This window comes from Ochrobactrum sp. C6C9, assembly GCF_022627935.1.
Lineage (GTDB): Bacteria > Pseudomonadota > Alphaproteobacteria > Rhizobiales > Rhizobiaceae > Brucella > Brucella teleogrylli.
The window spans coordinates 46,190-60,183 of record NZ_JABXGB010000017.1; the positions used below are offsets into that span (position 1 = coordinate 46,190).

The following is a 13,994-nucleotide window of genomic DNA, read 5'->3' on the forward strand; positions in this document are numbered from 1 at the left end:
ATGACCAAGAGCACGCGGCAGATCGCCCATCTCATGCTGGCATTAACCGCCGCAGCGATGCTCACTGCCTGTGCCGGTGGGAAGGAATTTCAGGGCGTTCCGCAGGAAGGCGCATTGCGCACCGGCGTCTATCCGACATTCGGTCGTATGCCGAAGGCTGCAACCGAGCAGATCACACCGGAAGAAAAGCAGCAGATGACTGCAAAACTCGATTCCGATCGCACGCGTCTTGCGGCATCGAGAACGTCTGGCGGCGGTTTTACCCCCGCACAGGCTGAGGCCATGCGCAAGCAAGCGCAGGCTGAATCGGAAGCTACCCTGAAGCAGATCGAATCCGGGGAAGAATAAGCCCTTCATCGGCACGGAAGGCCACGTTCGAAACGGCGCGGCAAGAAGTCTCGACCCGATTCGATAACAGGTGTATAGCTCCACCCACGGCGCAATAATGCGTCCTATCGTTAACTCTCCTTTTGGAACAGGATCATGTCGGAAGAATTCCATAAAGTCCGTCGCTTGCCCCCTTATGTCTTTGAACAGGTCAATCGCCTGAAGGCATCGGCGCGAGCGGGCGGGGCCGACATCATCGATCTTGGGATGGGAAATCCCGATCTGCCGACGCCGCAGAATATCGTCGACAAGCTGTGCGAGGCTGTTCAGGACCCGCGCGCGCATCGTTATTCCTCGTCGAAGGGCATTCCGGGGCTGCGCCGTGCGCAGGCGCAATATTATGCCCGCCGTTTCGGCGTGAAGCTCAACCCGGACACGCAGGTTGTCGCCACGCTTGGCTCCAAGGAAGGCTTCGCCAACATGGCGCAGGCCATCACGGCGCCGGGCGATGTGGTGCTTTGCCCGGACCCGACCTATCCGATCCATTCCTTCGGCTTCATCATGTCGGGCGGCGTGATCCGTTCAATTCAGGCCAAGCCGGATGACAACTTCATCCCGGCACTGGAGCGGGGCGTGAAGCACTCGATTCCAAAGCCGATTGCGCTGATCCTCAATTTCCCGTCCAATCCGACGGCTTATGTGGCAACGCTCGACTTCTATAAGGATGTCGTGGCCTTTGCGCGCAAGCATGACATCGTCATCCTGTCGGATCTGGCCTATTCGGAAATCTATTTTGACGGCAATCCGCCCCCGTCCGTACTCGAAGTGCCGGGCGCCATGGATGTTGCGGTCGAGTTCACCTCCATGTCGAAGACATTCTCGATGCCGGGCTGGCGCATGGGCTTTGCGGTCGGCAATGAACGCCTGATTGCTGCTCTGACGCGTGTGAAATCCTACCTCGATTACGGCGCATTCACGCCGATCCAGGTGGCGGCAACCGCTGCGCTTAACGGCGACGGTTCCGACATTGCCTATGTTCGCGATGTGTATAAGCAGCGCCGCGATGTGCTGGTTGAAAGCTTCAGCCGTGCAGGCTGGGATGTTCCGCCACCAGCAGCGACGATGTTCGCCTGGGTGCCGATCCCGGAACGCTTCCGCGCTCTTGGCTCGCTCGAATTCTCCAAGCTACTGGTGGAAATGGCCGATGTGGCCGTTGCTCCGGGCATTGGCTTTGGCGAGCACGGCGATGATTATGTGCGTATCGCTCTGGTCGAAAACGAACATCGCATTCGTCAGGCAGCGCGCAACATCAAGCGTTTCCTCGCCACCAAGGACGAAAACCTGCACAATGTGATCCCGCTGGAAGGCCGCCGCTAAGCGCCATTCCGGGTTCTTCCTTTCTGGCCGTGACAAGCGCGCGGCCAGAACTCCCACCTACCAAAAATCCACTACATCCACACAATCAGAGTCAGAAGGTCGATATAATGAGTGATGCATTGCGGATAGGCGTTGCGGGGCTTGGCACCGTTGGCGCTTCAGTGTTGCGTATCCTGCGTGACAAGTCCGAAATGCTCACCCGCCAATGCGGTAAGCCGGTGACTATTACCGCCGTCAGCGCCCGAGATCGCTCGCGTGACCGTGGCGTTGACCTGAACGGTATCGACTGGTTCGACGATCCAGTTGAACTGGCCAAGTCTGCCGATATCGACGTTTATGTCGAGCTTATCGGTGGTGATGATGGCCCGGCCAAGGCTTCTGTTGAAGCCGCTTTGCGCGCTGGTCGTCATGTCGTGACCGCCAACAAGGCGCTTCTGGCACGCCATGGCGTCGCTCTGGCGAAAATCGCCGAAGACAAGGGCGTTCTTCTCAACTTCGAAGCGGCGGTCGCCGGTGGCATTCCGGTCATCAAGGCGATGCGTGAGTCGCTGACCGGTAATACGGTTTCGCGCGTCTATGGCATCATGAACGGCACTTGCAACTACATCCTGACCCGGATGTGGGAAGAGGGCATTTCGTTCGAGGCCTGCCTGAAAGACGCGCAGCGTTTGGGCTATGCCGAAGCCGACCCGACTTTCGATATCGAAGGCAACGACACGGCGCACAAGCTTGCGCTGTTGACCAGCCTTGCCTTTGGTACGCAGATTGCTGCCGACGATATTTATCTTGAAGGCATCAGCAATATTTCGCTCGCCGATATTCGCGCCGCCGATGAACTGGGTTACCGCATCAAGCTTCTGGGGGTGGCGCAGAAGACCGATACCGGCATTGAGCAGCGCGTGCATCCGACCATGGTTCCAACCTCGTCGGTGATTGCGCAGGTGCATGGCGTGACCAATGCGGTTGCCATCGAGACCGATCTTCTGGGCGAGCTTCTTCTGTCTGGTCCGGGTGCGGGCGGCAATGCGACGGCGTCCGCAGTCATCGGCGATATCGCGGATATCGCCAAGAGCCGTCCGGGCTTCCAGCATGGTCCTGTTTTCGGCACGCCTGCCAAGGCCTTGCAGCCTTATAAGCGCGCCAAGATGCGCAAGCATGCGGGCGGTTATTTTATTCGTCTGACGGTTCTTGACCGCATCGGCGCCTTTGCCGGTATCGCCAAGCGCATGGCCGAAAACGACATTTCGCTTGAGTCGATCGTGCAGCGTCCGCCGATGGGCGACATGCAGCAGGAAGGCATCAAGACTGTCATCCTCGTCACGCATGAGACGACGGAAGCAGCCGTCAAGAAAGCGCTGGAAGCGATCCTCAAGGACGACCATCTGGTGGATAAGCCGCAGATGATACGTATCGAGCGCGCAGGCTAAATCGAGTGTCGCGCTGTGCGATCTGCCATGATTATTCGTGGCCGATTGCACCATGATGTTGCGCAGGCCAGTTCACGCCCGGCCATGACATGCAACGAAGCGTGTAGTCCTTAAATCGATTAAGCAATTGAGCGCACATAGTTTTTAGCTTTCGGGCTCTTGCAGGGCACCGGGGACTTTGACAAAAGGTTCGCATACTGTCGCTATAAACGCGGCACGGCGCCCCTTGTGGCGCATCAACGCAATTCGAATTCAGGACTTGTTCAAATGGCCAACACCGCAGAGCAGCACCCCCACGGACTGGATCGCATTCTCACACTGGAACTGGTCCGTGTAGCCGAACGCGCAGCAGTGGCAGCAGCGCGGCTGCGGGGGCGTGGTGACGAGATGGCTGCCGATCAGGCTGCTGTTGACGCCATGCGTCAGGAACTGAACCGTCTGCCGATTTCCGGCACTGTGGTGATCGGCGAAGGCGAGCGCGACGAAGCGCCAATGCTCTATATCGGTGAAGAAGTCGGCACCAAGCAGGGGCCGGATGTCGATATCGCGCTCGATCCGCTGGAAGGCACGACGATCTGCGCGAAGAACCTGCCGAACTCGCTGGCGGTCATCGCCATCGCCGAGAAGGGCAATCTGCTTTATGCGCCCGACGTCTACATGGAAAAGATCGCCGTTGGCCCGGGCTATCCGAAGGGCGTTGTCGATCTCGACGCCAGCGCAACGGAAAACATCAACTCCATCGCCAAGGCGAAGGGTGTAAAGCCGCATGAAATCACGGCTTGCATCATGGACCGCCCGCGCCACGCACGCCTGATCGAAGAAGTGCGCGCGACAGGCGCTGCAATCCGCCTGATTGGCGACGGCGACGTTGCAGGCGTGATGCACACGACCAATCCGGATGAAACCGGCATCGACATTTATATCGGCATCGGCGGCGCACCGGAAGGCGTGCTGGCTGCGGCAGCTCTGCGCTGCATCGGCGGCCAGATGCAGGGCCGTCTCCAGTTGAACACGGACGAGAAAGTCGCCCGTGCGCTGAAGATGGGCATCTCGGATCCCAAAAAGGTCTACACGATGGAAGAAATGGCCAAAGGCGACGTGCTCTTCGCCGCCACCGGCGTGACGGACGGCAACATGCTTTCTGGCGTGAAATTCGCCCGTGATTACATCCAAACGCATACTATCGTGATGCGCTCGAGCTCGCAGACCGTGCGCGAAATCAAGGCTCGCCATCAGGATCTGTCGAAGTTCTAGAGCATTTCCAGCAAAAGTGCGAAGCGGTTTTGCGTCGGATAATGCGATAAAATAAAGAACCCAATCGCGTCGAACATCACGACGAACCGGCAAATCCCGAAAAGCCCCGCGCTTTTCGGGATTTCTGTTTATGGAGCCTTGCGCAGATGCTTTGGCCAAAGATTTGTCATTTTGATCGCGACTGTGTTCAATCACCTTTGATGAAAAAATGGAGTGGGCATGACCGAAACGCCGAACAAGCTACGGATCGCGGTACTCTTTGGCGGGCGTTCCGCCGAGCATGAGGTGTCGGTTCTTTCCGCAACAAATGTCATGACTGCGTTGGATCCCGCGAAATATGAAGCCATTCCGATCTATGTCACCCATGAGGGGCAATGGCTTTTGGCGAGTTTTGCAGGCGGCAAGCTGGAACGGCCCGAACACGGTACTGAAGTGTCATTGCTGCCGGGCGGCAAGGGACGCGCTGTTGCGCTGCCCGAAAACGGTTTGCCTTATGAACTGGCGCGGATCGATATCGTCTTCCCGGTCTTGCACGGGCTTCACGGCGAGGATGGCAGCGTGCAGGGGCTGACCGAAGTGGCGCGTGTGCCGATGGCGGGTTGCGGTATCTGTGGTTCAGCCAATGCGCTCGACAAGGATATTGCCAAGCGCCTGCTGTCCGAAGCGGGCATCCCGGTGGCGCGCGCCATGACGATTACGCGCGACACGGTTCCATCCTTCGATGTGCTGATCGAAGCACTCGGCCTGCCGATCTTCATCAAGCCCGCGCGCCAGGGGTCATCTGTCGGTGTCAGTAAGGTTCAGACAGAAGCCGATTATCAAAAGGCGCTGGCGGAAGGTTTCAGGCACGACGCCAAGCTTCTGGCGGAAGAGTTCATACAAGGCCGCGAAATCGAATGCGCAGTGCTGGAGGACGAGAATCACGGCCTGTTCGTGTCGCGAACGGGCGAGATAGTCCCGGCAGAAAGCCACGGTTTTTATAGCTATGATGCCAAATATATTGATGAAGACGGTGCGGCGCTGAAAGTCCCGGCAGAGTTGCCGGCGGATATCGAGACCGAACTTCAGGCGGTCGCGGCGCGGGCGTTTCGAGCGCTCGGTTGTGACAGCATGGCGCGTGTCGATTTCTTCGTGACGCCGGACATGCGGTATTTGATCAATGAGCTGAATACCATACCGGGCTTCACCAATATCAGCATGTATTCGAAAGTCATGGCGGTGAGTGGCGTCAGCTATCCCGAGGTCATTGACCGGCTCGTGGCGCACGGACTGGCCCGGGCAGCGCGCGACAATTAAGGTTGGGCACGGCTGATAAATTGCGGGCGGCATTGCAAAGATGCCGCCTTTTGTGTCTTTAAGAGTTTATGACGACAGAGCGCCTTTTCCTTGGAATAAAACAATCTGCAACCGGCCAGAAATGGGTGGATCGACTGGGCTTGCGCGAATCCAACACCGCGCTTGCCATTGCCCAGCATCACGGCATTTCCGATCTGGTGGCGCGGGTTCTGGCGGGGCGGGGCGTAACGGTGGAAGGCGCGCCGGAATTCGTTGATCCCACACTGCGCAATCTCATGCCCGACCCGGCCACGTTGACCGATATGGAGAGCGCGGCAGGCCGCATTGCCGATGCCATCGAGCGCCGCGAGACCGTTGCGATCTTCGGCGACTATGACGTGGATGGTGCCTGTTCATCGGCGCTGATGGCGCGTTTTCTGAAGCATTACGGCATCCAGCATTCGATCTATATTCCTGACCGGATTTTCGAGGGTTACGGCCCAAATCCCGATGCCATGCGCGAGTTGGTTTCCAAAGGCGCGAGCCTGATCGTCACCGTGGACTGCGGCACGAACAGCGCGCCCTCAATCAGTGCAGCCAAACAGGCTGGGGCGGATGTGGTCGTGCTCGATCACCATCAGGTGGGCGGCGATCTGCCGGAAGATGCGGTGGCCATCGTCAACCCGAACCGCGAAGACGATATTTCGCAACAGGGCCATCTTTGCGCTGCGGGCGTTGTGTTCCTGACGCTGGTACAGGTCACCAAGATATTGCGCGAGCGCGGCAAAGGTGCTGCACCTGATCTGTTGTCGCTGCTTGATCTCGTCGCGCTGGCAACGATCTGCGATGTGGTGCCGCTGCAAGGCGTCAATCGCGCCTTCGTCGTCAAAGGTTTGCTGGTTGCGCGAGCGCAGAGCAATGCCGGATTGGCGGCGCTTGCGCGGGTGTCCCGTATCGGCGAGCCGATCAATGTCTTCCATCTTGGCTATCTCATCGGTCCGCGCATCAATGCGGGCGGTCGCATTGGCGATGCCGGACTGGGCGCAAGGCTGTTGACGCTCGACGATCCATCGATGGCAGATCGCATCGCCATCGAACTCGACCGGCTCAATCAGGAACGTCAGGCGATGGAAGCGGAAATGCTTCTGGAAGCCGAAGCGGAAGCATCGCTTGAGATTTCCGGCGGTGCAGGCGCTTCGGTGATCGTGACGGCCAGTGAACGCTGGCACCCGGGCATCGTTGGCCTGCTGGCATCGCGATTGAAGGAAAAGGCACGGCGACCTGCCTTCGCTATCGCTTTCAATGCCAATGGCGTCGGCTCCGGTTCGGGGCGCTCGATCAGCGGTCTGGACCTTGGCAGACTGGTGCGCGGCGCGATGGAGCGCGGGCTGCTTGTCAAGGGCGGTGGCCACGCCATGGCGGCCGGCATCACCATTGAACGGGCCAAGCTTGGCGCGCTTCGTGCCTATCTGGAAGACGAATCCGCCCATATCGTTGCGCGTCTCCGTGAAAATCAGAGCCTTTCCATCGATGGCGCGCTTGCCGCTTCCGGCGCGACTGTTTCGCTTTATGAAGCCTTGCAGAAGGCCGGACCTTACGGTTCCGCCCATCCGCAGCCAACTTTGGCCCTACCGCATCATGTGCTGGCCGATGTGCGTGGTGTCGGTCGCGACCATGTGCGCGTCGTCTTACGCGGCGCCGATGGCAAGCGGGTCAATGCCATTGCGTTTCGTGTGGCGGAAGGCGATCTCGGGCGCTTTCTGTTCAACAATATCGGGCAGAGCGTTCATGTGGTCGGCAACCTGTCGCTCAACCATTGGAACGGTTCGGTCTCGCCGCAAATCCAGATTCTGGATGCGGCAAAGCCGCTTTGACCGCATTTGAAATTTCTCGATTTTTTTGAGTTCACGCCCTTGTGAAGAACGGGGGGCAATTCCCATATGTGCAATGATTTAAACATTCAGTCATGTCTCTAAATGGGAGTAAACAATGCCGGGTTTCGGAAACCGCCTGACAAAACTGACCGCCGCGATGGTTCTGGGCCTGATCGCCTCATTCGCCGCTGTCGATTTCGCCGAGGCTCGCCGTGCAGGCGGAGGCGGTTTTGGCAGCCGTGGGGCGCGTACCTATCAGGCGCCTGCGCCGACGCGCACCGCACCGAATAATGCAGCACCAATTGAACGTTCAATGACGCCGAATACCGGCGCAACGCAGACGACCCGTCCTGCCGCCGCTGGCGCGCAGAATGCGGCTCCGGCACGTGCGGGTGGCATGTTTGGCAATTTCGGTCGCTCCATGTTGGGCGGCCTGCTCGTTGGCGGTCTGATCGGTATGATGCTCGGTAACGGCCTCGGTGGTCTCGCTGGCATGTTCGGTCTTCTGTTGCAGGTGGGCGTGATTGCGCTGATCGCAATGTTCGTCATGCGCATGTTTGCCAATCGTCGTCAGGGCGCGACCGCAACGGCAGGCGCTGGCAATGCCAACGCTCAGCCTTTTGGTTCAGCGCAGCCTTTCGGCGCAGCCAAGAGCGCCGCGCCACAGCAGGCTGGCAACTTCGGCGGTCGCACGCCTTCGGTCAATCCATTCGGCGCGGGCGCCAAGCAGGCTGAAGAGCCGGTGGCTCAGGCTGTTGAAGATGAACCGATGGATGTCGGACAGGAAGAGCTTGATCGTTTCGAGCAGATGCTTTCGGAAATCCAGAGTGCCTATGGCCGCGAGGATTACGCAGCGCTCCGCAAGCTGACCACGCCGGAAGCCATGTCCTATCTGGCGGAAGAACTGGGTGAAATTGCTTCCAGCGGTATGCGCAACGAAGTGAAGGACGTGAAGCTGCTTCAGGGCGATGTTTCGGAAGCCTGGCGTGAAGGCAATGTCGAATATGCCACCGTGGCGATCCGCTACTCCGCAATCGACCTCATGCTTGACCGCAACACGGGCGCGGTTGTCGAAGGCAACCCGAACGAGCCGGTCGAAAGCACCGAAATCTGGACCTTCACCCGCGTTGACGGCGGAGATTGGCTGCTCGCAGCCATTCAGGGAACGGAATAAGCGTTCTAATCAAAAAAAAGCCCGGTCGCGAGACCGGGCTTTTTTCGTTTAAGCATTTCTCGCGAAACTGCGAAGCGGTTTTCGCGCAGGATAATGCGTGCAAGCAGAGTGTTTTACCAGCTGCCGACATTCTCGGCGGAAGCCCATGGCTCCTGCGGTGCGAGGCGCTCGCCCTTCTGGATCAGTTCGATGGATATGCCATCCGGCGACTTGATGAAAGCCATGTGGCCGTCGCGTGGTGGGCGGTTGATGGTGATTCCGGCATCCTGCAGCTTCTGACAGGTGGCGTAGATATCGTCCACTTCATAGGCGAGGTGGCCGAAATTGCGCCCGCCCGTATAGGCTTCCTGATCCCAGTTATAGGTCAGTTCGATGGTCGGTGCGCGCTCTGACTTGGCGCGTTCAGCATCGCCCGGAGCGGCAAGAAAGATCAGCGTGTAGCGCCCTTTTTCGTTTTCGATGCGACGGGTTTCTTCAAGGCCGAATTTATTCACGTAGAAATCGAGTGATTCGTCGATGTCGCGGATTCGAACCATCGTGTGCAAATAGCGCATTTTATTCTCCTGAAGCATTTCCAGCATGTGGCGAAGCGTTTGGGGCTCGCGAAGGGATATAGCAAATAGCGGGCGCTTTTCCACTTTCCTCTTTGCGTTTTGATTTCTGGTTAGGTGCAGTCACGCGCATTGTCGGCAAAAAACATCAATTGGGGAATTGCCCTCGAGCGTCGTTGCCATATGTCCCGAAATGAAGCCGGTTTCGAGGCTTTGCGGCAGGTGCGCTAACCATGGAAACACAAAGTCTGTGATGATCTCGGGGGAGAACAAAAGTTTAGGCTTGCCGCCTCCGGTTAAGGAAGTGTTATTCTTTGGACAAGAATCAGCTTTGAATCGCAACGGAAGAATAGAGGAGGGGCGAACGCATGGCGGACAAGTCTGTGTCGAATGACCAGTTTCACAGCCAGCACGCCTCGGAAGAGCTGGGCGATATCATTGAAATATCGGGCCATATCAAATGGTTCGACGTGGCCAAGGGCTACGGTTTCATTGTGCCGGATCAGCCGGGCCTGAACGATATCCTGCTTCATGTGACGTCGCTTCGTCGCGATGGCTTCCAGACGGCGCTGGAAGGCGCACGTATCGTCTGCGAAGTTCGCAATGGCGATCGCGGCCTGCAATGTTTCCGTGTTCTCTCGATGGACACATCCACAGCGGTTCATCCGGCGCAGATGCCGCCGCAGCGCACCCATGTGACGGTTACCCCGTCGAGCGGCCTTGAGCGTGTCATCGTCAAGTGGTTCAACCGTACCAAGGGCTTCGGCTTTCTCACCCGCGGTGAGGGCACCGAGGATATTTTCATCCATATGGAAACGCTGCGCCGTTTCGGCATGATGGAACTGCGCCCGGGTCAGGTTGTGCTTATTCGCTTCGGCACGGGCGACAAGGGCCTGATGGCTGCTGAAATTCACCCAGATATCGGCACGGCTATCCCGGTTTCGCACTGATTTACATCAAATTGAGCATGTCATCCCACAGTGAAATCCTTTGGGAGCGGCTATGTGTGGAGACAATCCACATCGCCCTGTGAACTGCCCTTGACGTTCTCGGTCAAAAGGCGGTGAGGGGTGGGTCTTCGTCTCTTGTCCCCATTATACCGCGTTGATAATCTCCCCGCCCGAATTGCAGGTTTTTGGCGTGGGTTGAGTATGGCTCGATTATTTTTTGTTATCGCATTTTTATTTGGAGCTTTTGGCGCGCAGGCGCAGGAAAAGCAGCCGATGCGGCTGCCGGTGGATGCCGCGCCGCTGACCTTCATTACGGCCAAGGGCAATAAACTCCCCTTCGCACTGGAAGTGGCGGATTCTGACGATGCGCGTGTGCGCGGGCTGATGTGGCGCACCGATTTTCCCAAGGACCGCGCGATGATCTTCATCTTCGGTGAGATGCGCCGCGTCATGATGTGGATGCAGAACACCCCGCTGCCGCTCGACATGGTTTTCCTTGACGAGAAGGGCCGTGTCACGGCAATCCATGAAAATGCGGTGCCCTATTCGGAAGATATCATTTCATCCGAGGTTCCCGCAGCCTTTGTTGTCGAGCTTCTGGCCGGTACGGTAAAGCGCACGGGCATCAAGAAGGGCGACAGAGCTGTCCATCGCGTGATATGCGGCGCGTGTCGATCCTGAAATCGCGCCGAACACCGCCGACGGAACAATCATAAGGAATAAACAGTTGAGTGCCCTCGATATCGAATATTTCGACCATGACGGCTTGCGTCTTGCATATCGTCAGGATGGAGAAGGCGATCCGATCCTGCTGATCCACGGCTTTGCGTCGTCGAGCCTTGTCAATTGGGTTTCGCCCGGCTGGTTCCGGACTCTGACCGAGGCAGGCTATCGCGTTATCGCCATCGACGATCGCGGACATGGGTTTTCGGCCAAAAGCCACAACGCGGATGATTATACGCCGACCAAGATGGCAGGCGATGCAGCAGCGCTGCTCGATCATCTGGGCATCGAAAAGGCGCATGTGATGGGCTATTCGATGGGCGCGCGGATCACCGCTTTTCTGGCTATCGAGCATCCCGAGCGGGTTCACAGCGCAATCTTTGGCGGATTGGGCATCGGCATGGTCACCGGCGCTGGCGACTGGGAGCCGATCGGCGAGGCGCTTCTGGCCGAAGATCCGACGACGATCACCCATCCGCGCGGGCAGATGTTCCGCAAATTCGCCGACCAGACCAAGAGCGACCGCATCGCGCTGGCCGCCTGTGTGATCACCTCGAAGGAACTGGTTCCGGCGGAAGCCATTGCGCGCATCATGCAGCCGGTGCTGGTTGCCGTCGGCACGACCGACGACATTGCCGGTAATCCGCAGGAACTGGCGGATTTGCTGCCGAACGGTCAGGCGCTCGATATTCCGGGGCGCGACCACATGCTGGCTGTCGGCGACAAGGTCTACAAGAAGGCGGTTCTGGAGTTTCTCGCGGAAAATCCGCTCTGATCTTCCTTTGAGGCCTGTGTCAATTTCTGCGGTGTCAAGGCAAAGCATTTTCAGTTATGCTGCGCGCCGAACTCGTATTGCGGCGCGGAGCCATGCCGGAAATTCGGCTTTCGTCTGGCCTGCGCGGTGCAAAACCGGAGTATATCTATGTCTATTCGCTCAACTGCTAAAGTGAATGCCAGCCTTGGGCAAGTTGATCCAATCTGGCACTCGGTCCGCGCTGAAGCGGAGGAAGCCGCCAAGTCCGATCCCGTGCTTGGAGCCTTTCTTTACGCGACTATCCTTAATCAGCCGAGCCTTGAAGATGCGGTCATGCACCGCATCGCGGAACGCCTCGGTCATGCCGATTTGAGCGCCGATATTCTGCGCCAGACATTCGATGTGATGCTGGACGCCAATCCGGAATGGTCGCAGACTGTTCGCGTGGATATTCAGGCCGTTTACGACCGCGACCCGGCCTATAGCCGTTTCATGGACCCGATCCTCTACCTGAAAGGCTTTCATGCAATCCAGACGCACCGTCTGGCGCATTGGCTCTATCATCAGGGCCGCCGGGATTTTGCCTTTTATCTCCAGAGCCGTTCGTCTTCGATCTTCCAGACCGACATTCACCCGGCAGCGCAATTGGGCAGCGGGCTTTTCCTCGATCACGCGACCGGGCTGGTCGTCGGCGAGACCGCGGTGATCGAAGACAATGTGTCGATCCTGCATGGCGTCACGCTCGGCGGCACCGGCAAGTCGAGCGGTGATCGTCATCCCAAGATTCGCCATGGCGTTCTAATCGGCGCGGGCGCGAAGATTCTCGGCAATATCGAAGTGGGGCATTGCTCAAAGGTCGCGGCGGGTTCTGTCGTCGTCAAGCCTGTACCGAATAATGTCACGGTTGCCGGTGTTCCTGCCAAGATCATCGGTGATACGGGCTGCGCTGAACCGTCCCGCGTCATGGACCAGTTGCTGGGCGACGGCGTGCTGGGTGACGGCATTTAATCGCGCAAACGCCGAATGCACAGAATCCGGGCCGCTTGCTGGTTTTTCTCCGCGAGCGGCCTATATTTTGTCGAAAGCGGTGGTTAGGCGCTAAAACCCCGAGGGACTACTCCCCCAGGGGTTTACATCACAAAAGCCCGGGTGCAATAAACCGGCTTGAATTCAATATCAGGAGAAGCCGGTTGAAACCCGAAGAACTAAAAAAACTGGACGCCTATTTCAAACGGACCTTCAACAATCAGGGCCTTCAGGTGAAGGCGCGCCCGCGCAAGAACGACTCGGCCGAGCTTTATATTGACGACGAGTTTTTGGGCCTGATCTACAAGGATGAGGACGAAGGCGAACTGTCCTACAATTTCTCGATGGCTATTCTCGACGTCGATCTCTAAGGCGCGGCTTGGGAAAAATCGCGAGATTTTTCGAGAGTTGTCCATGATGATCCGTCACAGCCCGACGATCTGACGCCCTTTCCGCTTTGCGGAGAGGGCGTTTTGTTTAGTCATTCCCCAACAAGTGCCCGGTTGCGAACTGTCGCATGGCTTCATCGAGTGTTTTCCACTCGGCCAGCATATCGCGGGGAAAACGATAGAGAATCTGCAGCCCTTTTCCAAACTGGATATCGCGCTCGCAGGCGTTGAAATTTTCCGCTGATGCATCGCTCATGCAACGGGCGACGAAGGCCGGATTACCGCTTGCGATATCGGAGAGGACCAGTTCTTCTCCGGTATAACCACTGCCTTCCAGAAACCGGTGGACCATCAGTCCTCCCGGGAGAGATTCACCCTCCGGATCGATCAGCGCAGCATAGATCGGCAGATAGCGTCCGCTCATGTCGCGGGACATGGTGCGCTCTTCAATCGACATGAATAGCAATTGGCGCTTCGGCGTGAGCAGATTGAAGATTGCCCGGTCTGCTTCCGTATAGCCGGTCAGTCCGGGCCAGCGCGCGTAGAGATCGAGGCGCGTTGTCAGACCGTCCCGCCGCTGATTGGAAAAGCGGATCATATTGGCTGGCATTGACAGGACATTGTTGCCGATCAGCACTTTATAGAGATGCGTGCTGTCGGAATGGCCGCCGCGCGCGATCATTGGGCCAAGCAGGCGACCACCAATATTGATCGCAACGGAAGCCACAACAAGCACGACAACAACCAGCAAGATGCGGACGAAGAGCCGATTGCCATCTTTTGTCGTGGTAGTTTCGATTGCGCTGTCCATTGGCGGGAAGGCCATGCTGATGATATTGCAGCGATTATTGGTCTTTTATGGTTAACGGAGGGTGAAGCCGCGCTTGTCCCTC

Annotated in this window: 14 protein-coding genes; 12 read left to right on the top strand and 2 right to left on the bottom strand. The window is 57.9% G+C overall.

The genetic code is table 11. The features are described 5' to 3' along the window. From HWD97_RS14740 to HWD97_RS14770, 7 genes are all read left to right on the top strand, one after another. Positions 1–348, top strand: coding sequence for a hypothetical protein (locus HWD97_RS14740; protein ID WP_109369256.1), 348 nt, complete (start codon positions 1–3; stop codon positions 346–348). A gap of 135 nt (positions 349–483) precedes the next feature. After that, positions 484–1,704: an LL-diaminopimelate aminotransferase gene (locus HWD97_RS14745; RefSeq protein ID WP_109369255.1), complete on the top strand. Its 1,221-nt coding sequence runs from the start codon at positions 484–486 to the stop codon at positions 1,702–1,704. Between the two features lie 107 nt (positions 1,705–1,811). After that, complete coding sequence (locus HWD97_RS14750; protein ID WP_109369254.1) at positions 1,812–3,131, top strand: homoserine dehydrogenase; 1,320 nt, start codon at positions 1,812–1,814, stop codon at positions 3,129–3,131. Between the two features lie 267 nt (positions 3,132–3,398). Continuing rightward, on the top strand, positions 3,399–4,385 hold the full coding sequence (gene glpX / locus HWD97_RS14755) for a class II fructose-bisphosphatase (RefSeq protein WP_109369253.1): 987 nt from the start codon (positions 3,399–3,401) through the stop codon (positions 4,383–4,385). Between the two features lie 219 nt (positions 4,386–4,604). Continuing rightward, positions 4,605–5,681 (top strand): D-alanine--D-alanine ligase family protein, encoded by a 1,077-nt coding sequence (locus HWD97_RS14760; protein ID WP_109369252.1) that lies wholly within the window; start codon positions 4,605–4,607, stop codon positions 5,679–5,681. 68 nt (positions 5,682–5,749) lie between these two features. Then, positions 5,750–7,534 (top strand): single-stranded-DNA-specific exonuclease RecJ, encoded by a 1,785-nt coding sequence (gene recJ / locus HWD97_RS14765; protein ID WP_121536329.1) that lies wholly within the window; start codon positions 5,750–5,752, stop codon positions 7,532–7,534. A 115-nt stretch (positions 7,535–7,649) separates the two neighbouring features. Next, a complete protein-coding gene (locus tag HWD97_RS14770; RefSeq protein ID WP_109369250.1) occupies positions 7,650–8,708 on the top strand; it encodes a Tim44 domain-containing protein in 1,059 nt (352 codons plus the stop codon). A 113-nt stretch (positions 8,709–8,821) separates the two neighbouring features. Here HWD97_RS14770 and gloA read toward each other — a convergent pair whose 3' ends face one another. Continuing rightward, positions 8,822–9,262, bottom strand: a complete 441-nt coding sequence (gloA, locus tag HWD97_RS14775) for a lactoylglutathione lyase (RefSeq protein WP_109369249.1) — start codon at positions 9,260–9,262, stop codon at positions 8,822–8,824. Between the two features lie 365 nt (positions 9,263–9,627). Between gloA and HWD97_RS14780 the strand changes: the two genes are divergently transcribed. From HWD97_RS14780 to HWD97_RS14800, 5 genes are all read left to right on the top strand, one after another. After that, on the top strand, positions 9,628–10,209 hold the full coding sequence (locus HWD97_RS14780; RefSeq protein ID WP_109369248.1) for a cold-shock protein: 582 nt from the start codon (positions 9,628–9,630) through the stop codon (positions 10,207–10,209). A gap of 201 nt (positions 10,210–10,410) precedes the next feature. Then, positions 10,411–10,890: a DUF192 domain-containing protein gene (locus HWD97_RS14785; RefSeq protein ID WP_109369247.1), complete on the top strand. Its 480-nt coding sequence runs from the start codon at positions 10,411–10,413 to the stop codon at positions 10,888–10,890. A 46-nt stretch (positions 10,891–10,936) separates the two neighbouring features. Further along, entirely contained in the window at positions 10,937–11,707 is a 771-nt protein-coding gene (locus tag HWD97_RS14790; RefSeq protein ID WP_109369246.1) for an alpha/beta fold hydrolase, read from the top strand. Between the two features lie 147 nt (positions 11,708–11,854). After that, the gene (cysE, locus tag HWD97_RS14795; protein WP_109369245.1) at positions 11,855–12,694 is read left to right on the top strand and encodes a serine O-acetyltransferase; all 840 of its coding nucleotides are present in this window, start codon (positions 11,855–11,857) and stop codon (positions 12,692–12,694) included. 182 nt (positions 12,695–12,876) lie between these two features. Continuing rightward, positions 12,877–13,083 carry a DUF3126 family protein gene (locus tag HWD97_RS14800; protein ID WP_078339271.1) on the top strand — a complete coding sequence of 69 codons (207 nt, stop codon included), beginning with the start codon at positions 12,877–12,879 and terminating at the stop codon, positions 13,081–13,083. A gap of 106 nt (positions 13,084–13,189) precedes the next feature. Here the strand turns inward: HWD97_RS14800 and HWD97_RS14805 are convergent, their stop codons facing one another. Next, complete coding sequence (locus HWD97_RS14805) at positions 13,190–13,912, bottom strand: hypothetical protein (RefSeq protein ID WP_109370253.1); 723 nt, start codon at positions 13,910–13,912, stop codon at positions 13,190–13,192. Positions 13,913–13,994 lie beyond the last annotated feature (82 nt).

Excerpts from the sequence above, each read along its gene's own strand:
- HWD97_RS14740 (WP_109369256.1), top strand. The coding sequence starts at position 1 with ATGACCAAGAGCACGCGGCAGATCGCCCATCTCATGCTGGCATTAACC.
- gloA (WP_109369249.1), bottom strand. The coding sequence starts at position 9,262 with ATGCGCTATTTGCACACGATGGTTCGAATCCGCGACATCGACGAATCA.
- cysE (WP_109369245.1), top strand. The coding sequence starts at position 11,855 with ATGTCTATTCGCTCAACTGCTAAAGTGAATGCCAGCCTTGGGCAAGTT.
- HWD97_RS14745 (WP_109369255.1), top strand. The coding sequence starts at position 484 with ATGTCGGAAGAATTCCATAAAGTCCGTCGCTTGCCCCCTTATGTCTTT.
- HWD97_RS14750 (WP_109369254.1), top strand. The coding sequence starts at position 1,812 with ATGAGTGATGCATTGCGGATAGGCGTTGCGGGGCTTGGCACCGTTGGC.
- HWD97_RS14770 (WP_109369250.1), top strand. The coding sequence starts at position 7,650 with ATGCCGGGTTTCGGAAACCGCCTGACAAAACTGACCGCCGCGATGGTT.
- recJ (WP_121536329.1), top strand. The coding sequence starts at position 5,750 with ATGACGACAGAGCGCCTTTTCCTTGGAATAAAACAATCTGCAACCGGC.
- glpX (WP_109369253.1), top strand. The coding sequence starts at position 3,399 with ATGGCCAACACCGCAGAGCAGCACCCCCACGGACTGGATCGCATTCTC.
- HWD97_RS14760 (WP_109369252.1), top strand. The coding sequence starts at position 4,605 with ATGACCGAAACGCCGAACAAGCTACGGATCGCGGTACTCTTTGGCGGG.
- HWD97_RS14780 (WP_109369248.1), top strand. The coding sequence starts at position 9,628 with ATGGCGGACAAGTCTGTGTCGAATGACCAGTTTCACAGCCAGCACGCC.
- HWD97_RS14805 (WP_109370253.1), bottom strand. The coding sequence starts at position 13,912 with ATGGACAGCGCAATCGAAACTACCACGACAAAAGATGGCAATCGGCTC.
- HWD97_RS14785 (WP_109369247.1), top strand. The coding sequence starts at position 10,411 with ATGGCTCGATTATTTTTTGTTATCGCATTTTTATTTGGAGCTTTTGGC.